The organism is Rhizobium sp. Rhizsp42 (genome assembly GCF_047304155.1).
GTDB lineage: Bacteria > Pseudomonadota > Alphaproteobacteria > Rhizobiales > Rhizobiaceae > Rhizobium.
In genome coordinates, this window is the sequence record NZ_JBGLYS010000028.1 from 43,805 (window position 1) to 63,403 (window position 19,599).

A 19,599-nucleotide genomic window follows, 5' to 3' on the forward strand; every position below is an offset into this window, starting at 1 on the left:
AGTTAATCGCCGTTTCAGGCCTGTTGTCGGAACAAGAAGAGGGGATCAACCAGATGAATCTGCGATCATATGTTTCCGGTGCCGTGCTCGGCGCCGTCATGTCGGCCACGGCCGCATTCCATGGAGCCGTTGCGGCTGACGACGCCATCAAGGTCGGCGTTCTGCATTCGCTGTCCGGCACGATGGCGATCTCCGAAACGACGCTGAAAGACGCCATGCTGATGCTCATCGACGAGCAGAACAAGAAGGGCGGCCTTCTCGGCAAGAAGCTCGAGGCCGTCGTCGTCGATCCGGCTTCCGACTGGCCGCTGTTTGCCGAAAAGGCACGCGAGCTGATCGAAAAGGACAAGGTCGCGGCCGTCTTCGGTTGCTGGACGTCCTCGTCGCGCAAGTCGGTCCTGCCGGTGTTCGAAGAGCTCAACTCCATCCTGTTCTACCCGGTTCAGTATGAAGGCGAAGAGTCCTCGCGCAACATCTTCTACACGGGTGCCGCTCCGAACCAGCAGGCGATCCCGGCCGTCGACTACCTGATGGAAAAGGAAGGCGTTAAGCGCTTCGTTCTCGAAGGCACCGACTACGTCTATCCGCGCACGACCAACAAGATCCTGGAAGCCTACCTGATCTCGAAGGGCATTCCGAAGGAAGACATCATCGTCAACTACACGCCGTTCGGCTTCTCCGACTGGCAGACGGAAGTCTCCAAGATCAAGGAATTCGGCGGCGCCGGCAAGAAGACCGCCGTCGTCTCCACCATCAACGGTGACGCCAACGTTCCGTTCTACAAGGAACTCGGCAACCAGGGCGTCAAGGCAACCGACATCCCTGTTGTCGCCTTCTCGGTCGGCGAAGAAGAGCTTGCCGGTCTCGACACCAAGCCGCTGGTCGGCCACCTCGCTGCGTGGAACTACTTCGAATCGGTCGAAAGCCCGGCCAACAAGAAGTTCATCAAGGAATGGCATGCCTACACCAAGAACGACAAGCGCGTGACCAACGACCCGATGGAAGCTGCCTATATCGGCTTCAACGCATGGGTTAAGGCGGTTCAGGCTGCCGGCACGACCGACACGGACAAGGTTCTCGACACGATCATCGGCACCACTGTTCCGAACCTGTCGGGCGGCTACGCCACCGTCATGCCGAACCACCACATCACCAAGCCGGTGCTGATCGGTGAAATCCAGGCGAACGGCCAGTTCGAAATCGTCCAGCAGACCCCTGCCGTGGTCGGCGACGAATGGTCCGACTTCCTGCCTGACTCCAAGGACCTGATCTCCGATTGGCGCAAGCCCATGAACTGCGGCAACTTCAATGTCGCAACGGGCAAGTGCGGCGGCAAGGGCTCCTGAGTGGACACCCCTTCACTCTAAAAGCCTGAAAACAGCTTCCGTCCGGCCCTCCTGTCCGGGCGGAAGTTCTCTCTCCGAAGCGTGGCCTTGAGGCTTCGGACGGCAGTTGCCGAGTTAGAGGCCTGAATTTCCCCGATTGCGCCGCTGGCGCGCCGTGCGTCCAAAGTGGACGCACAAAGAGCGCGCTAGCCTTTAGAAACTGCAGCATCGTGCTTTCCGAAAATCGAGATCGATTTTCGGGCAGATGCTGTAGGCCAACGATAACCGAGGCAGAAAGCCGATGTATCGCGCCATCAAGATTTTGCTTTTGACCTTGTGCCTGGCCCTGCCGGCATTCGCCACGGCGCTGAAGGCGCAGGAAGACATCCACGCGCTGGTCGACGCGCTCGGCGTCGGCGATTTCCCGGAGCGCGAGGTCGCCATCAAGGCGCTGGTCGCATCCGGCGATGCCCATGTCAGCCAGATCCTGCAGCAGCTCAGCGACGGCCAGCTTTACGTGAATTCGGAAAGCGGTGGCCCGGTTCTGCTTCAGGGCGGCACGGAGGACGAGCCGACATTCTCCGATCCCATCAGCGGCGAGGCTGTCGCCGATATCGACGCGGACTACATGTCCAAGGTCAGGATAAACAATTCGCTGCGCGGCGTCATCGCCACGGCGATGAGCCAGCTGACGCTGCTCTCTCCCGATCGCGGCGCCCGCCTTGCGGCTGCCCAGGGGCTGCTGCGCGATGCCGATCCCGCCAATCTCGAACTTCTGAACTCCGCGCTTGCCACTGAGAAGGACGGCGAGGTCAAGGAGACGATGGAAGCCGCCCGCGCCGTGATGGTGCTGAAGAGCGATGTCGGCGCCGAGGACAAGAAGGCGGCCATCGACACGATCGCCGCCCGTGGCGGCCGCAACGCGCTGACCATCCTGACGGCCGCCATGGCGACCGCGCCTGACGAACTCAAGGGCGCGATCCAGACGCATATCAACACGATCAACCGCAGCCTGGCGCTCTGGGACGTGGTGCAGAACGTCTGGTACGGCCTGTCGCTCGGCTCGGTGCTGCTGCTTGCCGCCATCGGCCTTGCCATCACCTTCGGCGTCATGGGCGTCATCAACATGGCGCACGGCGAGATGGTGATGATCGGCGCATACACGACCTATGTGGTGCAGCAGTACATCGCCTCGACTTTCCCCGGTCTCGAAGTCTATTCGCTGGCCTTCGCCGTTCCCGCCGCCTTCATCTTCACCGGCTTCGTCGGTCTCGTCATCGAACGCAGCGTGATCCGCTATCTCTACGGTCGTCCGCTGGAAACGCTGCTCGCAACCTGGGGCGTCTCGCTCATCCTGCAGCAGGCGGTACGCTCGATCTTCGGGCCGACCAACCGCGAAGTGCGCAATCCAAGCTGGATGTCGGGCGCGTTCGAACTCGGCGGCCTGTCGATCACCTGGAACCGCCTCTGGATCATCGTCTTCTCGATGGCGGTGTTCGTGACACTGCTCATGCTGCTGAAGCGTTCCGCCTTCGGCCTGCAAATGCGTGCCGTCACGCAGAACCGGCGCATGGCGGCGTCGATGGGCATCCGCACCGGCTGGGTCGATGCCTTCACCTTCGCGCTCGGCTCCGGCATCGCCGGCATGGCGGGCGTGGCGCTCAGCCAGATCGACAACGTCTCGCCCAATCTCGGCCAGAGCTACATCATCGACAGCTTCATGGTCGTGGTGTTCGGCGGCGTCGGCAATCTGTGGGGCACGCTGGTGGGGGCGCTGTCGCTCGGCGTCGTCAACAAGTTCCTCGAACCCTTCGCCGGCGCCGTGCTCGGCAAGATCCTGGTGCTCGTCCTCATCATTCTCTTCATCCAGAAGCGGCCGCGTGGGCTCTTCGCACTCAAAGGAAGGGCGGTGGAAGCATGATTACGGCCTTCCTTCTCCGGTCTCTCGATCGCAAGATCATCGTCGCGCTCTTCATCCTGCTGGCCCTTGCCGTGCTGGTGCCGGTGTTGAACCTGATGACGCCGGCATCAAGCCCTGTGCACATCCCGACCTACATCATGTCGCTGTTCGGCAAGTATCTGACCTATGCGCTTCTCGCGCTGGCGCTCGATCTCGTCTGGGGTTTCTGCGGTATTCTCTCGCTCGGCCACGGCGCCTTCTTCGCGCTCGGCGGTTATGCGATGGGCATGTATCTGATGCGCCAGATCGGCACGCGCGGTAGCTACGGCGACCCCATCCTGCCCGATTTCATGGTGTTCCTTAACTACAAGGAACTGCCGTGGTTCTGGCATGGGTTTGACCATTTCTGGTTCGCGGCGCTGATGGTGCTTGTCGTGCCGGGGTTGCTCGCCTTCGTTTTCGGTTGGTTCGCCTTCCGCTCGCGCGTCAACGGCGTCTATCTCTCGATCATCACGCAGGCGATGACCTATGCGCTGCTGCTCGCCTTCTTCCGCAACGACATGGGCTTCGGCGGCAATAACGGCCTGACCGATTTCAAGGATATCATCGGCTACAACATCCAGGCCGACGGCACGCGCGCGGCTCTCTTCTCGGCCACCGCGATCCTGCTCGCGCTGTCGCTGCTGATCGCGTCCGCCATCGTGCGCTCGAAGTTCGGCAAGGTGCTGGTCGGCGTGCGCGATGCGGAAAGCCGCACGCGCTTCCTCGGCTACCGCGTCGAGCACTTCAAGCTCTTCACCTTCGTCGTCTCGGCGATGATGGCGGGGATCGCCGGCGCGCTCTACGTTCCGCAGGTCGGCATCATCAACCCCGGCGAATTTGCGCCGGCCAACTCGATCGAAGTCGTCATCTGGACGGCGGTCGGTGGGCGCTCGACGCTGATCGGGCCGATCATCGGCGCGATCATGGTCAATGGCGGCAAGACGATCTTTACCGGCCTCTTCCCCGAATTCTGGCTCTTCGCGCTCGGCGGGTTATTCGTGGCGGTCACGCTGTTCCTACCCAAGGGCATCGTCGGCACGATTGGCCAGTATATCGGCAAACGCAAGCCATCCTCCAGCGACAGGCCGCCCGCCAAGCGCGAGGATGGTGTCGATGCCGAAATCCAGCCAGCGGAGTGAGCGCCATGATCCCTGACGTCAAACCCAACAGCGTTCTCTACCTCGACAACGTCTCCGTCTCCTTCGATGGCTTCAAGGCGCTGAATTCGCTGTCGATCGTCATCGAACCGGGCGAACTTCGCGCCATCATCGGCCCGAACGGCGCCGGCAAGACGACGATGATGGACATCATCACGGGCAAGACCCGGCCGGATACCGGCCAGGTGTTCTTCAACGGCCAGACCGATCTCACCAAGCTCGACGAAGCCGACATCGCCCAGCTGGGGATCGGCCGCAAGTTCCAGAAGCCGACGGTGTTCGAGAGCCACACGGTGTGGGACAATATCGAGCTGGCGCTGAACCGCCGGCGCGGCGTGTTCTCGACTTTGTTCTACCGGCTGTCGAGCGAGGATCGGTCGCGTATCGACGAGATCCTCGCGACCGTTCGCCTGACGCATCGCCGCGACGACCTCGCCGCCAATCTCAGCCATGGGCAGAAGCAGTGGCTGGAGATCGGCATGCTGCTCGCGCAGGAGCCGAAGCTGTTGCTGGTGGACGAGCCGGTGGCCGGGATGACGGATGCGGAGACGGCGGAGACGGCGATCCTGCTCAAGGAGATCGCCAAGACGCGGTCGGTCGTCGTCGTCGAGCACGACATGGGCTTTATTCGTGACCTTGGGGTGAAGGTGACGTGTCTCGCCGAAGGCTCGGTGCTGGCCGAGGGGTCGATCGATTTCGTCAGCTCCGATCCGAAGGTGATCGAGAATTATCTGGGGCGGTGATGAGCGTTGTGCGCGTGATACCCCCCTCTGCCCTGCCGGGCATCTCCCCCACAAGGGGGGAGATCGACCAGTGGCGGGCGTCTCGTCAATCAATAGCCGTTGGAGCGAGCGGGTGCGCCCAGCCAATCTCCCCACCTGTGGGGGAGATGCCCGGCAGGGCAGAGGGGGGCGCCACAACCGCAAGCCATCATAGGGGAAAACCATGCTGACCGTCGAAAACGCAAACCTCCACTATGGCGCAGCACAAGCGCTGCGCGGCATCTCGCTGAAGGCCGAGATGGGCAAGATCACCTGCGTGCTCGGCCGCAACGGGGTCGGCAAGAGTTCACTCTTGCGCGCCGTCACCGGCCAGCATCCGCTGTCTTCAGGGACGGTGACCTTCAACGACACCAGGCTCAATGGCCTTGCGCCCTATGCGCGCGCCAAGCAGGGTATCGGCTATGTGCCGCAGGGCCGCGAGATCTTTCCGTTGCTGACGGTGAAGGAGAATCTCGAGACCGGCTTTGCGCCGCTTACGCGCCGCGACAAGAACATCCCGGACGATATCTTCAGCCTGTTTCCGGTGCTGCAGACCATGCTCGGGCGGCGCGGCGGCGATCTCTCGGGTGGGCAGCAGCAGCAGCTGGCGATCGGGCGGGCGATGGTGACGCGGCCGAAGATCCTCGTGCTCGACGAGCCGACCGAGGGTATCCAGCCGTCGATCATCAAGGATATCGGCCGGGCGATCCGCTATCTGCGTGATAGTACCGGCATGGCGATCCTGCTGGTCGAGCAGTATCTCGATTTCTGCCGGGAGCTTGCCGATTACGTCTACATCATGGATCGCGGCGAGATCGTCCACGAGGGCCTGGCGGAGACGTTGGATACGCCAGAGGCGCGCCGGCATCTGACCGTCTGATCGGCATTCGCCGCTTTTAAAGGCACTCGATGATATTCGCGCGGCTGGCCGGCGCCGGGATTGCGGTGTCCTTCGCGCGGCACGGAAATTGCTTGCTTTCAATTAGTTACAGGATTGAATGAGAACGGCCGGGCAAACCGGCGGCATGAAAAGGGCATGGAATGACGAACGCCGCGGCAGCCACCAGACCGCAAAGGGCCGAAGGCCGCGGGCATCTGGCCGCGAAGTCGCTGGGCGGGCGCACGCGCATTCGCGAGCTCTATCAGGAGGGTGCCGCGAAGATCCGGCTGCCTGATACGTTCGATGCCTCGATGGAAGCCGTCATCATAAACACGGCCGGTGGGCTCACCGGTGGCGACCGCATGGACTGGAGTGTCGTGGCGGGTCCCGGTACGCGCATCGACGTGACCACGCAGGCCTGCGAGAAAATCTACAAGGCGTCCGCCGGCACCGCCGAGATCACCACGAAAATCCAGATCGGCGCCAATGCGCGGGTCGACTGGCTGCCGCAGGAAACCATCCTCTTCGATCGCTCCTCGCTCTATCGACGGCTCGATGTCGACCTCGACGAGGGAGCGGAGTTTCTGGCGGTCGAGGCGGTCCTGCTCGGGCGCAAGGCGATGGGCGAGGCGGTTGTCTCCGGGCTGTTTCGCGACCGCTGGCGTATCCGCCAAGAAGGCCGGCTCTGCCATGCCGAGGATCTGAGGCTCGCGGGCGAGGTCCAGGCGCTGACGCGCGAGCAGGCGGTGCTTTCGGGCCAGGTCGCCTTCGCAACGCTGCTTTATGTCGGGCCACAAGCGGAAAGCTATCTCAATGCGGTCAGGCCGTTGCTCGACGGTCACATGGGCGGCGCCAGCTGCTGGGCGGGCAAGCTGGTCGTTCGGCTGGCAGCGTCGGATGGCTTCGCACTTCGAAAAATCCTGATCCCGATCATTTCAGCCTTGCGCAACGGCGCGCCTGTGCCGAAAGTCTGGAATCTCTAGTTCAAGCAGATGGATGCACGATGAACCTCACACCAAGAGAAAAAGACAAGCTGTTGATTTCGATGGCGGCGATGGTCGCGCGGCGGCGGCTGGAGCGGGGCGTCAAGCTCAACTATCCCGAGGCGATCGCGCTCATCACCGACTACGTCGTCGAAGGCGCGCGTGACGGCCGTCCGGTGGCCGAGCTGATGGAAGCCGGCGCCCATGTCATCGGCCGCGACCAGGTGATGGACGGCATCGCCGAGATGATCCACGACGTGCAGGTGGAAGCGACGTTCCCTGACGGAACGAAGCTTGTCACCGTCCACGAACCGATCCGCTGAGGCCATCATGCTCGAGCTTCGACCCAATTGCGAATGCTGCGACAAGGACCTGCCGCCCGAAAGCTGCGAGGCCATGATGTGCAGCTTCGAATGCACCTATTGCGCTGATTGCGCCGACAACGTGCTTTCAGGCATCTGCCCGAATTGCGGCGGCGAACTGGTGCGTCGGCCGGTGCGCCCGGCGGCCAAGCTCATCAACAACCCGGCATCGACGAAACGCGTGCTGAAGGCCGAGGGCTGCGCGCCCGTGAAGGCTGCGTGAGGAGAAAATCATGATCCCAGGCGAAATCATTGCCGCACCAGGCGAAATCGAACTCAATGCCGGCGCGCCGACCGTGACCATCGAGGTGTCGAACACCGGCGACCGTCCGGTGCAGGTCGGCAGCCACTATCATTTCGGCGAGACCAATGCCGGGCTCTCCTTCGATCGCGAGAAGGCGCATGGCATGCGGCTCGATATTCCGGCCGGGACCGCGGTGCGCTTTGAGCCGGGGCAGACGCGCTCGGTGACGCTGATCCCGCTATCCGGCAAGCGCGAAGTCTATGGCTTCCGCCAGCTGGTGATGGGCAAGCTGTGATCATGTCTCGGGAGGAGATGATGCGTTTCTTGATGCCTATGGGTTTCGGCCTGCTGGTGTTGATGGCGGCCGGTGGCGCCGGCGCCGAGGAGATCGACTGCAAGAGCCCGACGACGCAGACCGACATGACGCTCTGCGAGCGGGCGCGGCAGGACGAGGCCGACAAGGCGCTCAACGTTCAATATAAGAAGACCCGCGCCGCCATGGTCGCCATCGATAGCGATCAGGATGACGACATGAAGGGGGCGGAGAAAGCTCTGGTTACTGCCCAGCGCGCGTGGATTACTTACCGTGATGCGCAATGCGAGGCAGCCGGCTTTCAGGCGCGTGGCGGTACGATGGAGCCGATGCTGGTTGCCGGCTGCATCGCCAACGTGACCGATGCCAGGACCAAGGAGCTGAAGACGCTCGAAGACGCGATGAGCAACTGAGGTGACAGAGAGCATCATGATCGTCGGCAATGGTGAGATCGGTGCGGAAGGGGCCGCGGCAGTCGCCGCAGCACGCTTCGTCATCCGTTTCAACGAATGCCGATCCTATGAGGCGAGCCCCGGCCGCACCGATGTCGTCGCCGTCTGCAATACCGGCCGTCCCGCAAAGGCGATGCTGTCTTCCGAAGCATGGCGCGCGCATCCCGCCGTGGTCGAGGCTGCCGAAATCTGGAGCGTGCGCGATCCGGAAAAGTTCGCGGCACTCAAAGGCCCGCTGGCCGTCTCGCATCCAGAGCTCGACGATTTCTGCGACGACTATACGAGTCAATTCAGCAGCTTCTGCAAGGAAGCTGGCAAGGTGCATGTGGTCGTTGACAAAGTGATTCATGATGGCGTCGACCAGGCGCTGGCCGCATTTGATCCCGCGTTTTACGTCGTGCCGAGCAGCGGCATGATCGTGATCGCTGAGGTCATGAACCGATTTCCCGATGCCCCGATCGCGCTTGCCGGCTTCGGCCATCAAGGCTGGGAGTGGCATCCCTTCGCCGCCGAAAGGCAGCTCGTCGACGCCTACGTCGCCGCCGGCCGCGTCACGCGGTTTTATCCGTCCGCATCCCGTTCGTCCTCCCAAGGAGCCTGACCCATGCCCTACAAGATTTCACGCGCCGCCTATGCCGGCATGTTCGGCCCGACCACCGGCGACAAGGTGCGGCTTGCCGATACCGAGCTCTTCATCGAGATCGAGAAGGATTTCACCACCTATGGTGAAGAGGTGAAGTTCGGCGGCGGCAAGGTCATCCGCGATGGCATGGGGCAGAGCCAGGCGACGCGGGCGCAGGGCGCGGTCGACACCGTCATCACCAACGTCGTGATCATCGACCATACCGGTATCGTCAAGGCTGATATCGGGCTGAAGAACGGCCGCATCCACGCCATCGGCAAGGCCGGCAATCCGGATACGCAGCCTGGTGTCAACATCATCGTCGGCCCTTCGACAGAGGCGATCGCCGGCGAAGGCAAGATCATCACCGCCGGCGGCATGGACGCGCATATCCATTACATCTGCCCGCAGCAGATCGAGGAAGCGCTAATGTCCGGCATTACCTGCATGCTCGGCGGCGGCAGCGGCCCGGCGCACGGTACGCTCGCCACCACCTGCACCGGCGCCTGGCACATCGAGCGGATGATCGAAAGCTTCGACGGCTTCCCGATGAATCTCGCGCTCGCCGGCAAGGGTAACGCCTCGCTGCCCGCCGCGCTCGAGGAAATGGTGCTGGCCGGCGCGTCGTCGCTGAAGCTGCACGAGGACTGGGGCACGACGCCGGCAGCGATCGACTGCTGCCTCTCGGTTGCCGACGAATACGATATCCAGGTGATGATCCACACCGACACGCTGAACGAAAGCGGCTTCGTCGAGGACACGATCGGAGCGCTGAAGGGCCGCACCATCCACGCCTTCCACACGGAAGGGGCGGGCGGCGGTCACGCGCCCGATATCATCAAGATCTGCGGCCAGTCGAACGTCATCCCGTCGTCCACCAACCCGACACGGCCCTATACGGTCAACACGATTTCCGAGCATCTCGACATGCTAATGGTTTGCCACCATCTGTCGCCGTCGATCCCCGAGGATATCGCGTTTGCCGAAAGCCGCATTCGAAAAGAGACGATCGCGGCCGAAGACATCCTGCACGATATCGGCGCCTTCTCGATCATCTCGTCCGATAGCCAGGCCATGGGTCGCGTCGGCGAAGTGGCGATCCGCACCTGGCAGACGGCCGACAAGATGAAGCGCCAGCGCGGTCCGCTGAAGGAGGAGACGGGGGACAACGACAACTTCCGCGTCCGCCGCTATATCGCCAAGTACACGATCAACCCGGCGATTGCGCAGGGCGTCAGCCACGAGATCGGCTCGATCGAAGTCGGCAAGCGCGCCGACCTCGTCTTGTGGAACCCGGCCTTCTTCGGCGTGAAGCCGGAGATGGTGCTGCTCGCCGGCTCGATTGCCGCTGCCCCGATGGGTGATCCGAACGCCTCGATCCCGACGCCGCAGCCGATGCACTACCGTCCTATGTTCGCCGCCTATGGCAAGCTGCGCACCAACTCGTCGGTCACCTTCGTCAGCCAAGCCTCGCTCGATGCCGGCCTGAAGGGCCGCCTCGGCGTCGCCAAGGACCTCGTCGCCATCAAGAACACGCGCGGCGGCATCTCCAAGGCATCGATGATCCACAACAGCCTGACGCCCCATATCGAGGTCGATCCGGAAACCTACGAGGTGCGCGCCGACGGCGAGCTGCTCACCTGCGAACCGGCGACCTCGCTGCCGATGGCGCAGCGCTACTTCATGTATTGATGACCTTTAATGGCCGGCGCCACGGTGCCGGCCAACTTCTGGCTACACGTTTAGCAATGCATTCTTAAAGTTGTATCACGATTGTGTTCTGTTCCACCATGGGGCGTTGCGTCCGAAATGGGACGCGGCGACCGGTTAAATCCTGAAAAATGTGATTTATCAATTTCTTAGCTGCGCGGCCTCGCGAACACTTCCAGAGCCATTTTCGTCGCGTTTCGATCCATTGTGCAGCGCACGAACAATTTACAAAACTCGTTAAAATCCTAGCGATTCCCTTAAGACCCCGGCAGCGGTTCGTGTCTCATCAATAGACTTGGGCGAGGGCAAAAAGGTCGATTCGGATGCATATTTTACTCGAGGCGGAGCTCGGCGATTTCAGGAATCGCCTGACGATTTACACCTATGCGCTGAAGATGAGTTTCGCCGCGGTGATGCTCTCGTCGCTTGGTATTGCGGTGCTGTTGTTGCCGCTCGATTGGGCCGGTGTGCTGCCGGTTTCGCTGGAGCATGCCGTCATCTATGGCGTGGCGCTTTCCTGGGTGATCGGCGGGATCGTATCGGGAGCGCTGGCCCTGGTCGCGGGCTATGCCATGCATCAGCTCAGCGTCTCGCGCGCGGAGTTCGAGCAGCTGAGCCGCACCGACATGCTGTCCGGCCTCCTGAACCGACGGGCATTTACCGAGGCGCTCGATGATGTCGATGAGCCCGCCTGTCTCGCGATCTTCGACGTGGACCGCTTCAAGGCTGTCAATGATCGCTACGGGCATGCCTGCGGCGATGCTGTTATCGTCGCTGTCGCCGCAGAGCTGTCGGCGGCCTTCAGCGCGGATTCGACTATTGCGCGGCTCGGCGGCGAGGAGTTCGGGGTTGTCGTCATCGCGCCGCTCAAGGAGGAGCGGGTGGCGCAGATCCGTGCGGCCTGCAACCGGCTTGCCGAGCGGACGATCGCGCTCGATGGCTGCAGCTTCAATGTCACGATGTCGGCAGGCATCGCGGAGCTCTTCGATGGGCGAAGCAGGCAGGCGGCCTATACCGCGGCCGACAAGGCGCTCTATCTGGCGAAGACGCTCGGCCGCAATCGCGTCGTGCACGAGGACGAGGGGCTGCAGCGCCGCATGCGGCTCAGCCAGGATGAAACCAATGTCGACGGCAGGTCGTCCGCCATTCATTAGTCTAAAGCGTTGCAACGACACGCGTATAGTGCGCAATACGGCGTTTTGACCCTTGCGCGGTTCCAGCCGATTTTGCATGCTCCTCGCCTGAACCGGAATGGACACATCATGCAGTATATCAACTCCTATCTGCCGGCCGGCACGCCGTCTTCCCACCCCACGCACAAGGTCGTGCTGCCGCATGATCTGAGGCATCTCCGGCGCAAGCTGCTGCATCTCGACAATGGCGAGATGGTCATGCTCGACCTCAAGGAGCCGGTGCTGTTCGCCAATGGCGACATGCTGGTGCTCGGCGATGGCGAGCTGGTGGAGATCGTTGCCGCCGACGAGAAGCTTTTCGAGATCAAGGCGCGTGATCGCCTGCATCTGATCGAGCTCGCCTGGCATCTGGGCAACCGGCATCTGGGTGCGCAGATCGAGGAAGAGCGTATCCTGATCCTGCGCGACCATGTCATCCGCGCCATGCTCGAGGGACTGGGCGCGACGGTCTCTGATGTCACCGAGCCGTTCCAGCCGGCGCGCGGTGCCTATCATTCCCATGGCAGCCACTCGCATGGACATGATCACGGGCATGGCCACGACCATGGACATGATCATGGGCACAACCATTCGCACGACTGAGCCATGACCGAGAACGGTGATCTTCAGGCGCTGCTGCGGTTGATGGCATGGCTTTCGCCGGCCTTTCCGGTGGGCTCGTTCGCCTATTCGGGCGGGCTGGAGCGGGCAGTGCATGACGGGCTGGTGCACGACGCCGCATCACTGGGCGATTGGCTTGATGCCATGATGGATCACGGCGCCATCTGGAACGACGTCGTGCTGCTTGCCGAGAGCAACAGGGTGCAGGGCGACGCCTCGGCGCTATCCGATGTGGCCGAGCTTGCCGAGGCGTTGGCGGGATCGCGCGAGCGCCATCAGGAGACGATGCTGCTCGGCGACGCGTTCCTGTCGGCGGCCGGCGCATGGCCTGATGAGGTGTTCACACGGCTGTCGAAACATGTGGCTTATCCTGTTGCCGTCGGTGCCGTTTCCGGCGCGCATGGGATCGGCGCTGAAAAGGCGATTGCCGCCTTTCTGCATGCCTATGTCTCACAGGCTGTTTCCGCCGGCATCCGGCTCGGCGTTGCCGGGCAGAAGGATGGTGTCGCGATCATGGCGGCGCGGGAAGGGGATATCGCGCTGCTCGCGCGGCGGGCGGCGGGTGCGACGCTCGATGAGCTGGGCTCGGCAACGGTGCAGGCCGATATCGTCTCGCTACGGCACGAGACGCAATCGACGCGGCTTTTCCGGTCGTGACAACGGCGCTTGTCGCTAACGATCTGCGCCATTTGCCGGTGGCCGCCTTGCGGTTGACGCGCTATGATTATTCTCGATTGGAGTGCACGATATGAAATCAGGAAATGGACCTCTGCGGGTCGGCATCGGCGGGCCGGTCGGCTCGGGCAAGACAGCGCTGACGGAAAAGCTCTGCAAGGCGATGCGCGACCAATATTCGGTCGCCGTCGTCACCAATGACATCTACACGACCGAGGATGCCGAGGCGCTGATGCGCATGCAGGCGCTGCCGTCGGAGCGCATTGTCGGCGTGGAAACAGGCGGCTGCCCGCACACCGCTATTCGTGAAGACGCGACGATCAACCTGCAGGCCATTGCCGGCCTCAACGAGCGCATTCCCGATCTCGACGTGGTCTTCATCGAATCGGGCGGTGACAATCTGGCCGCGACCTTCTCGCCCGATCTCGCCGATATCACCATCTATGTGATCTCGGTCTGCCAGGGTGAGGAAATTCCGCGCAAGGGCGGGCCCGGGATCACCAAGTCGGACCTTCTCGTCATCAACAAGAAGGATCTCGCGCCTTATGTCGGCGCCGATCTCGACGTGATGGACCGGGACGCGACGCGCATGCGCGATACGCGCCCCTTCGTGTTCTCGGACATGAAGCGCGGCGACGGCATCGGTGCCATCGTCGATTTCCTCAAGGTGCATGGCGGCTTGTAATCGCCGGGATCGTCTTCAAGACGTTGAGATTGCTGATCTCGATCGAGCGGCCGCTGACGGTAACGCCGGCGGCGCGCAGCGACGAGAAGGCGCGGGAGAGTGCCTCGGGCGCCAGCCCGAGCTTGCGCGCCAACAGGCTTTTCTGGAAGGGGAGCCGCATCTTCGCCGCAAGACCTTCCGGTTTGCAATGGGTGAGCAGATAGGTCGCGACGCGCTGAGGTGCGGTCTGCATGCGGTCGCTCGCCAGGCAATCGATCGTCGATAGCAGGTGCTGCGAGAGGCTGCGCATGATCGCGATGCCGATATGCGGCCGGTGTTCGACCAGCGCCCGGACCTGTTCGAGATTGAAGCGCGCGAAGATCGAGTGCTCCATGGCCTGGGCGCCATAGCGATAATCGCCGCCATCGGTGACCAGGCATTCGGCGAAGCTGTCGCCGGGCTCGCAGATACGGATGTCGCCTTCCTGATTGTCGCCGCCGAGGCGATAGAGCCGGGCGAAGCCCGTCAGCACGCAATAGAAATACTCGCCCCGTTCGCCCTGATGAAACAGCATGTCATGCGTCTGGTAGCGTACGATGGTCGCGCAAGCGAGAAGCGCGTTGCGCTCATCCCGGTTGAGGCCGGAAAAAAGAATGGTTTCGCCAAGCATGGCCTTGTGCACATTGCTCAGTTTCAAGCCCGTCGTCATCTCTTTCTCCACATTCGTCGGTCGCAGGCCACGCCTGCCATGCGCTTAAACTAGCCGGAATGGTTGCGGTGAAAGTTGATCTGCATCAAGTGGGAGCAAGAAACAAGAAAGCCTGAGGTCGCAGCCATGCGCCACTTGCGGAGATTTCATGAAGCCGAAGATCAAAAGCCGGGGCGAACCCCGGCTTTTTCGTGTGATCCGATTATTCCGCCGCGAAGGGCGGCAGGCGAACGACGTTGCCGCCGGATTTGCCCTTCTTGTCGTCGGGCTTCTCGATCGCGGTGACGCGGCCGTCGAGGCTGGTGACGGCGGTGGTGAGTTCCTCGGGCGAGAGCGGCAGCTGCTCTTCGTCCTTCTTGCCGACAAGGCGGCCGAAGAGCCAGCCGAGCAGGCGGGAAAGGTCGTCCATGATCAGGAAGAAGGAGGGGACGACGACGAGCGATAGCACCGTCGAGACGATGATGCCGCCGATCACGGCGATCGCCATCGGCGAGCGGAACGAGCCGCCTTCGCCGACACCGAGCGCCGAGGGCAGCATGCCCGCCGACATGGCGATCGAGGTCATGATGATCGGGCGGGCGCGCTTGCGGCCGGCTTCCACCATGGCTTCGACACGCTCCATCCCATGCCGCTTCATCTCGATCGCGAAATCGACGAGCAGGATGGCGTTCTTGGTGACGATACCCATCAGCATCAGTATGCCGATCAGAACAGGCATGGAGAGCGCGTTCTGGGTGACGATCAGCGCGAGCGCCACGCCGCCGATCGCAAGCGGCAGCGAGAACAGGATGGTGAAGGGCTGGATCACGTCCTTGAAGAGCAGGATCAGCACGACCAGAACCAGCATCAGGCCCATCAGCATGGCATTGCCGAAACTCTGGACCATTTCGCCCTGAACCTTGGCGTCACCGCTTTCGGCCAGATGCACGCTCTTCGGCAGCTCGGTTTCCGACACGATGCGCTTGAACTCGGCGGTCGAGGTATCGAGCGCGGTGCCGAAGGGCACGTCGGAACCGATGGCGACGACGCGGTTGCGGTTGTTGCGCTTGATCGAGCTCGGACCTTCCGAATAGTCGACATCGGCGACGCTGTAGAGCGGAACGCTGGCGCCGCTCGCCGTCTTGATCTTGATCGCCCGGATGGCGGCCAGATCGCGGCGGACATCGAGCGATGCCTGCACGCGGATCGGGATCTGCCGGTCGTCGAGCGAGATCTTGGCGAGGTTGGCGTCGATATCGCCGATGGTGGCGACGCGGATCGTCTCCGAGATCTGCTGCGGCGTGATGCCAAGGCGGGAGGCTTCGGCCATGCGCGGGCGGATCTGCAGTTCCGGACGGGGCAGGGCGCCCTCGGAGGAGACGTTGGCCAGGATCGGCGACGCGCGCAGCTTCGATTCCAGCAGGCTGACGGCCTCGTTCAGATCGTCCTCGTTGGAGGAAAGGAAGTTGAAGGTGAGGTCGCGCTCGGCGCGGTCGTTGACCTTGGAGATGCGCACATCAGGAATACCGCGCACGGCGGCGAAGATATCCTTTTCGACATCCCACTGCGGACGCGTGCGGCCGTGTTCTTCCATCTTCGGGATCAGGTTGCCGATGACAGGCAGTCCGCCGAGACCCTTGTTGACGAGGGTCTTCAGCAGGGAGTGATCGATATTGCCGAGGATGACGCGCACGGTTGCACGGCGCAGCTCGAGATCGCCCTTGGGCGAGGCGCCGCCGAGAACGAAGACGCTTTCCACACCGTCGATCCCGCGCACCGCGTCGTAGACCTTGCTCGATGCGGCGGCGGTGTCTTCGAGCGTGGCGTTCGGCGGCAGTTCGACGGACAGCACGACGCGCGAGGAATCGTCCGGCGGCATGAAGCTGCCGGGCACGCGGCTGAGCAACATCATCGAGCCGATCAGGAAGGCGATGGCGCAGAGCAGCGTGGTGTAGCGCCAGTACCATTTGCGCGTGGTGCCGGTGACCAGGCGCGTATAGCCGCGCATGATCGTGCCGTCATTGTCGTGATGGTCTTCCATACCGTCTTCGGCTCGCATCAGATAGGCGGCCATCAAGGGGGTGATGAGACGCGCCACTACGAGCGAGAAGAAGACGGAGAAGGCGACCGTCAGGCCGAACTGGATGAAGTATTGCCCGGCGATACCAGGCATGAACGACACCGGCACGAAGACGGCGATGATGGTGAAGCTGGTGGCGATAACGGCGAGGCCGATTTCGTCTGCCGCTTCGAGCGCCGCCTTGTAGGGCGTCTTGCCCATCTTGATGTGGCGGGCGATGTTCTCGATCTCGACGATCGCGTCATCGACGAGAATACCGGTGGCCAGCGTCAGCGCCAGGAAGCTCACGAGGTTCAGCGAGAACCCCATGATATCCATGATCCAGAAGGTCGGGATGGCCGACAAGGGCAGTGCCACGGCGGCGATCAGCGTCGCGCGCCAGTTGCGCAGGAAGAGGAAGACGACGATGACGGCGAGGATCGAGCCTTCGATCAGCGTGTGAAGAGCTGCCTCGTAGTTGCCGTAGGTGAAGTAGACGCTGTCATCCACCATCTCGATCTTGACGTTCGGATTGGCCTTGCGAATCTCCGTCAGGCTTTCCGAAACGGTTTCGGCAACAGAGACTTCGCTGGCGCCCTTGGCGCGGAAGACAGCGAAGGTGACCGATGGCGTGCCGTTGAAGCGCGAGAAGGACTTCTGCTCCTCGTAGGTGTCGTCGATCGTGCCGAGCTCGGAGAGCTTCACGAAGCGGCCGTTGGGCAGACTGATGGTTGTCGTGTTGAGCTGCGAGACGTCGCGCGTGTCGCCGAGCGTGCGGATCGTCTGCTCGTTGCCGGCGACCTGGCCGCGGCCGGAGCCGAGGTTGACGTTGGTGCCGCGCAGCTGCTGGTTCACGTCGGCGGCGGTGATGCCATAGGCGTCGAGCTTGCCGGGATCGAGCGAGACACGCACTTCGCGGTCGGCGCCGCCGTAGCGGTCGATGCGGCCGATGCCGGGCTGGCCCTGCAGGGCGCGCTTGACGGTATCGTCGACGAACCAGGAGAGTTCCTCGAGCGTCATGTTGGGGGAGGAGACGGCAAAGGTCTGGATCGCCTGTCCTTCGACATCGACCTTGGTGACGATCGGTTCCTCGATGCCGGCGGGAAGATCGCTGCGGATCTTGTCGACGGCGTCCTTGGTATCCTGAACGGCTTCGGCGGTCGGCTTCTCGATGCGGAAGACGACGACCGTCTGCGACTGGCCGTCGGTGACCGTCGACTGGATTTCATCGATGCCGCTGATCGAGGCGACCGCGTCTTCGACCTCCTTGGTCACCTGCATTTCGAGCTCGGCCGGTGAGGCGCCGCTCTGCGTGACGGTGATGGAAACGACGGGAACGTCGATATTCGGGAAGCGGGTGATCGGCAGCTTGTAGAAGGCCTGGATGCCCACGAACACCAGCAGCGCGAAGGCGAGCAGCGGCGCAATCGGATTTCGGATCGACCATGCGGAGAAATTCATGGATTGGCCTCGGTCAGTTCGATTGTGCCGATACGGCTTCGGTGACAGGGGTGATCTTGTCGCCATCGCGAACGAAGGCGCCGGCCTTGGCGACGACGGTGTCGCCTTCCTTCAGGCCTTCCGAGATCTCGACGAAGCCACCATCCTGGATACCTGTCGTCACCTTCACCTGCTTGACGACGCCGTCTTCGACCTTGCGGGCGGTGGAGCCGTTACGGCCTGTGGTGACCGCCGACAGCGGAAGGGCGATGTCGTTCTTTTCGGCGACGATAATGTCGGCGCTGGCATACATGCCGGAGCGGGCAGCACTCTCGTCGTCGATATAGATGTGCACGAGGCCGAGCCGGGTCGACTGGTCGACCGTCGGGGAGACGATCCTGACCTTGCCTTCGATCTTCGTGCGGTTGCCCGACAGCGTGACGATGGCGCGCTGGCCGACCTTGATCTTCTGAATATCGGTTTCCGACAGCTCGGCGACGAGCTCGATGGCGCTATCCTTGATGACGGTGAACATCGGCTCGCCGGTGCCGGCGGCAATGGCGCCGATGCGGGCGTTCTTGGCCGAGATCACGCCTGACACTGGCGTCTTCACGTCCGTGCGCGCCAGCTTCAGGTCGGCATCGGCGATCTGGCTGTCGATCACCTTCAGGTCGGCGATCGCCACCTCGATTGCCTGTTCCGCCGAGGAGACGCGCGCATTGGCGGTCGCGGCGGTGGCGTCGGCCTGCTCGACCTGGGCGGTGGAGACGGTGCCCTTCTTGCCCATCTCGTCGGCGCGCGACTGCTGCAGGCGGGCCTGTTCGGCATTGGCCTTGGCCTCGACCAGCTGGGCGCGCAGCTGGGCGAGACTTGCCTCGCCCTTGGCCTTGGTCGCCATCATCTGCGCCTTCTGCAGCACCAGCGCATCATCGTTCAGCGTCGCAATCGTGCTGTCGGCCTCGACCTTGTCGCCGACATCGACGTTGAGCGCGCGGATGGAGAGACCCTCGACCTGCGGCTGGATATAGACTTCCTCGATCGGGCGGATCGTGCCGGTGCCGATGACGCGATCGACCAGCGCGCGCTTGGCCGCAGTCGTGACCACGATCACGGGCAGGTTCTGCTGCGTCTTGGGCGGCTGGTTTTCCTGCGCGAACGCGACCGATGCGGCAAAGGCAGCCGCGATAAGGGTGGAGGCGCGTAGAGTTTTAGGCGTCATGCGTACCATGCGTCTTTGTCCAGTCTTTGAAAAAGGTTGGCCAAACTCGCGCCTTGTCCTCAGCTCGCGAAGGCCTTCTCCCGTAAGTGCAAGCTCAGAAATATTCCCGCATCATTGCCGTATCTTACTTCGTAAGATGACCCTCGTCCGGCAAATCCGACATGTACGTGGTATCGTTTTGCCCCACGCACAAGCCCGGCAGAAAATAATTCCTCGCGGCGCACATTAGTAATCTCGACGGCCGAGATCAATCACCATTCCGTGATGCCGGCATTCGGTTTGTTGATCCGCAATTCCGTCATTCCTATGA

General features: G+C 62.5%; 19 protein-coding genes. 16 read left to right on the forward strand and 3 right to left on the reverse strand.

Going from position 1 to position 19,599, the window contains the following annotated elements; translation table 11 throughout:
- The first annotated feature begins 53 nt into the window (after nt 1–53).
- The 16 genes from urtA (at nt 54) to ureG (ending at nt 13,904) form a co-directional block, all read left to right on the forward strand.
- Complete coding sequence (urtA, locus tag ACCD05_RS23020) at nt 54–1,346, forward strand: urea ABC transporter substrate-binding protein (RefSeq protein WP_413395576.1); 1,293 nt, start codon at nt 54–56, stop codon at nt 1,344–1,346.
- 280 nt (nt 1,347–1,626) lie between these two features.
- Nucleotides 1,627–3,246 (forward strand): urea ABC transporter permease subunit UrtB, encoded by a 1,620-nt coding sequence (gene urtB / locus ACCD05_RS23025; RefSeq protein WP_413395578.1) that lies wholly within the window; start codon nt 1,627–1,629, stop codon nt 3,244–3,246.
- Nucleotides 3,243–4,406, forward strand: coding sequence for an urea ABC transporter permease subunit UrtC (gene urtC / locus ACCD05_RS23030; RefSeq protein ID WP_413395580.1), 1,164 nt, complete (start codon nt 3,243–3,245; stop codon nt 4,404–4,406). Before urtB ends, urtC begins: the two co-directional genes overlap by 4 nt.
- A gap of 5 nt (nt 4,407–4,411) precedes the next feature.
- Entirely contained in the window at nt 4,412–5,167 is a 756-nt protein-coding gene (gene urtD / locus ACCD05_RS23035) for an urea ABC transporter ATP-binding protein UrtD (protein ID WP_018897097.1), read from the forward strand.
- A 202-nt stretch (nt 5,168–5,369) separates the two neighbouring features.
- Complete coding sequence (gene urtE / locus ACCD05_RS23040; RefSeq protein WP_037186079.1) at nt 5,370–6,065, forward strand: urea ABC transporter ATP-binding subunit UrtE; 696 nt, start codon at nt 5,370–5,372, stop codon at nt 6,063–6,065.
- Between the two features lie 161 nt (nt 6,066–6,226).
- Nucleotides 6,227–7,048 carry an urease accessory protein UreD gene (locus ACCD05_RS23045; protein WP_413395582.1) on the forward strand — a complete coding sequence of 274 codons (822 nt, stop codon included), beginning with the start codon at nt 6,227–6,229 and terminating at the stop codon, nt 7,046–7,048.
- Nucleotides 7,049–7,068: 20 nt separating this feature from the next.
- Nucleotides 7,069–7,371 carry an urease subunit gamma gene (locus tag ACCD05_RS23050; RefSeq protein WP_018897100.1) on the forward strand — a complete coding sequence of 101 codons (303 nt, stop codon included), beginning with the start codon at nt 7,069–7,071 and terminating at the stop codon, nt 7,369–7,371.
- A 7-nt stretch (nt 7,372–7,378) separates the two neighbouring features.
- Nucleotides 7,379–7,633: a DUF1272 domain-containing protein gene (locus ACCD05_RS23055; RefSeq protein WP_413395584.1), complete on the forward strand. Its 255-nt coding sequence runs from the start codon at nt 7,379–7,381 to the stop codon at nt 7,631–7,633.
- 10 nt (nt 7,634–7,643) lie between these two features.
- Nucleotides 7,644–7,949, forward strand: coding sequence for an urease subunit beta (locus tag ACCD05_RS23060; protein ID WP_047514525.1), 306 nt, complete (start codon nt 7,644–7,646; stop codon nt 7,947–7,949).
- A 38-nt stretch (nt 7,950–7,987) separates the two neighbouring features.
- Nucleotides 7,988–8,380 (forward strand): lysozyme inhibitor LprI family protein, encoded by a 393-nt coding sequence (locus ACCD05_RS23065; RefSeq protein ID WP_413395646.1) that lies wholly within the window; start codon nt 7,988–7,990, stop codon nt 8,378–8,380.
- Between the two features lie 16 nt (nt 8,381–8,396).
- A complete protein-coding gene (locus tag ACCD05_RS23070) occupies nt 8,397–9,020 on the forward strand; it encodes a Urease operon accessory protein (RefSeq protein ID WP_413395648.1) in 624 nt (207 codons plus the stop codon).
- 3 nt (nt 9,021–9,023) lie between these two features.
- Nucleotides 9,024–10,733: an urease subunit alpha gene (ureC, locus tag ACCD05_RS23075; RefSeq protein WP_018897105.1), complete on the forward strand. Its 1,710-nt coding sequence runs from the start codon at nt 9,024–9,026 to the stop codon at nt 10,731–10,733.
- A gap of 341 nt (nt 10,734–11,074) precedes the next feature.
- Entirely contained in the window at nt 11,075–11,905 is an 831-nt protein-coding gene (locus ACCD05_RS23080; protein ID WP_047514517.1) for a GGDEF domain-containing protein, read from the forward strand.
- Between the two features lie 108 nt (nt 11,906–12,013).
- On the forward strand, nt 12,014–12,526 hold the full coding sequence (gene ureE, locus ACCD05_RS23085) for an urease accessory protein UreE (RefSeq protein ID WP_413395587.1): 513 nt from the start codon (nt 12,014–12,016) through the stop codon (nt 12,524–12,526).
- 3 nt (nt 12,527–12,529) lie between these two features.
- A complete protein-coding gene (locus tag ACCD05_RS23090; RefSeq protein WP_413395589.1) occupies nt 12,530–13,201 on the forward strand; it encodes an urease accessory protein UreF in 672 nt (223 codons plus the stop codon).
- Between the two features lie 91 nt (nt 13,202–13,292).
- Nucleotides 13,293–13,904, forward strand: coding sequence for an urease accessory protein UreG (ureG, locus tag ACCD05_RS23095; protein WP_047514508.1), 612 nt, complete (start codon nt 13,293–13,295; stop codon nt 13,902–13,904).
- On the opposite strand, the gene ACCD05_RS23100 is transcribed toward ureG, so the two are convergent.
- The 3 genes from ACCD05_RS23100 to ACCD05_RS23110 form a co-directional block, all read right to left on the reverse strand.
- Entirely contained in the window at nt 13,882–14,592 is a 711-nt protein-coding gene (locus ACCD05_RS23100) for a Crp/Fnr family transcriptional regulator (protein ID WP_047514505.1), read from the reverse strand. The genes ureG and ACCD05_RS23100 overlap by 23 nt on opposite strands.
- 202 nt (nt 14,593–14,794) lie before the next feature.
- The gene (locus ACCD05_RS23105) at nt 14,795–18,091 is read right to left on the reverse strand and encodes an efflux RND transporter permease subunit (RefSeq protein WP_413395592.1); all 3,297 of its coding nucleotides are present in this window, start codon (nt 18,089–18,091) and stop codon (nt 14,795–14,797) included.
- 13 nt (nt 18,092–18,104) lie between these two features.
- Nucleotides 18,105–19,298, reverse strand: a complete 1,194-nt coding sequence (locus ACCD05_RS23110) for an efflux RND transporter periplasmic adaptor subunit (RefSeq protein WP_413395594.1) — start codon at nt 19,296–19,298, stop codon at nt 18,105–18,107.
- Nucleotides 19,299–19,599: the final 301 nt, after the last annotated feature.

Excerpts from the sequence above, each read along its gene's own strand:
- urtA (WP_413395576.1), top strand. The coding sequence starts at position 54 with ATGAATCTGCGATCATATGTTTCCGGTGCCGTGCTCGGCGCCGTCATG.
- urtB (WP_413395578.1), top strand. The coding sequence starts at position 1,627 with ATGTATCGCGCCATCAAGATTTTGCTTTTGACCTTGTGCCTGGCCCTG.
- urtC (WP_413395580.1), top strand. The coding sequence starts at position 3,243 with ATGATTACGGCCTTCCTTCTCCGGTCTCTCGATCGCAAGATCATCGTC.
- urtD (WP_018897097.1), top strand. The coding sequence starts at position 4,412 with ATGATCCCTGACGTCAAACCCAACAGCGTTCTCTACCTCGACAACGTC.
- urtE (WP_037186079.1), top strand. The coding sequence starts at position 5,370 with ATGCTGACCGTCGAAAACGCAAACCTCCACTATGGCGCAGCACAAGCG.
- ACCD05_RS23045 (WP_413395582.1), top strand. The coding sequence starts at position 6,227 with ATGACGAACGCCGCGGCAGCCACCAGACCGCAAAGGGCCGAAGGCCGC.
- ACCD05_RS23050 (WP_018897100.1), top strand. The coding sequence starts at position 7,069 with ATGAACCTCACACCAAGAGAAAAAGACAAGCTGTTGATTTCGATGGCG.
- ACCD05_RS23055 (WP_413395584.1), top strand. The coding sequence starts at position 7,379 with ATGCTCGAGCTTCGACCCAATTGCGAATGCTGCGACAAGGACCTGCCG.
- ACCD05_RS23060 (WP_047514525.1), top strand. The coding sequence starts at position 7,644 with ATGATCCCAGGCGAAATCATTGCCGCACCAGGCGAAATCGAACTCAAT.
- ACCD05_RS23065 (WP_413395646.1), top strand. The coding sequence starts at position 7,988 with ATGGGTTTCGGCCTGCTGGTGTTGATGGCGGCCGGTGGCGCCGGCGCC.
- ACCD05_RS23070 (WP_413395648.1), top strand. The coding sequence starts at position 8,397 with ATGATCGTCGGCAATGGTGAGATCGGTGCGGAAGGGGCCGCGGCAGTC.
- ureC (WP_018897105.1), top strand. The coding sequence starts at position 9,024 with ATGCCCTACAAGATTTCACGCGCCGCCTATGCCGGCATGTTCGGCCCG.
- ACCD05_RS23080 (WP_047514517.1), top strand. The coding sequence starts at position 11,075 with ATGCATATTTTACTCGAGGCGGAGCTCGGCGATTTCAGGAATCGCCTG.
- ureE (WP_413395587.1), top strand. The coding sequence starts at position 12,014 with ATGCAGTATATCAACTCCTATCTGCCGGCCGGCACGCCGTCTTCCCAC.
- ACCD05_RS23090 (WP_413395589.1), top strand. The coding sequence starts at position 12,530 with ATGACCGAGAACGGTGATCTTCAGGCGCTGCTGCGGTTGATGGCATGG.
- ureG (WP_047514508.1), top strand. The coding sequence starts at position 13,293 with ATGAAATCAGGAAATGGACCTCTGCGGGTCGGCATCGGCGGGCCGGTC.
- ACCD05_RS23100 (WP_047514505.1), bottom strand. The coding sequence starts at position 14,592 with ATGACGACGGGCTTGAAACTGAGCAATGTGCACAAGGCCATGCTTGGC.
- ACCD05_RS23105 (WP_413395592.1), bottom strand. The coding sequence starts at position 18,091 with ATGAATTTCTCCGCATGGTCGATCCGAAATCCGATTGCGCCGCTGCTC.
- ACCD05_RS23110 (WP_413395594.1), bottom strand. The coding sequence starts at position 19,298 with ATGGTACGCATGACGCCTAAAACTCTACGCGCCTCCACCCTTATCGCG.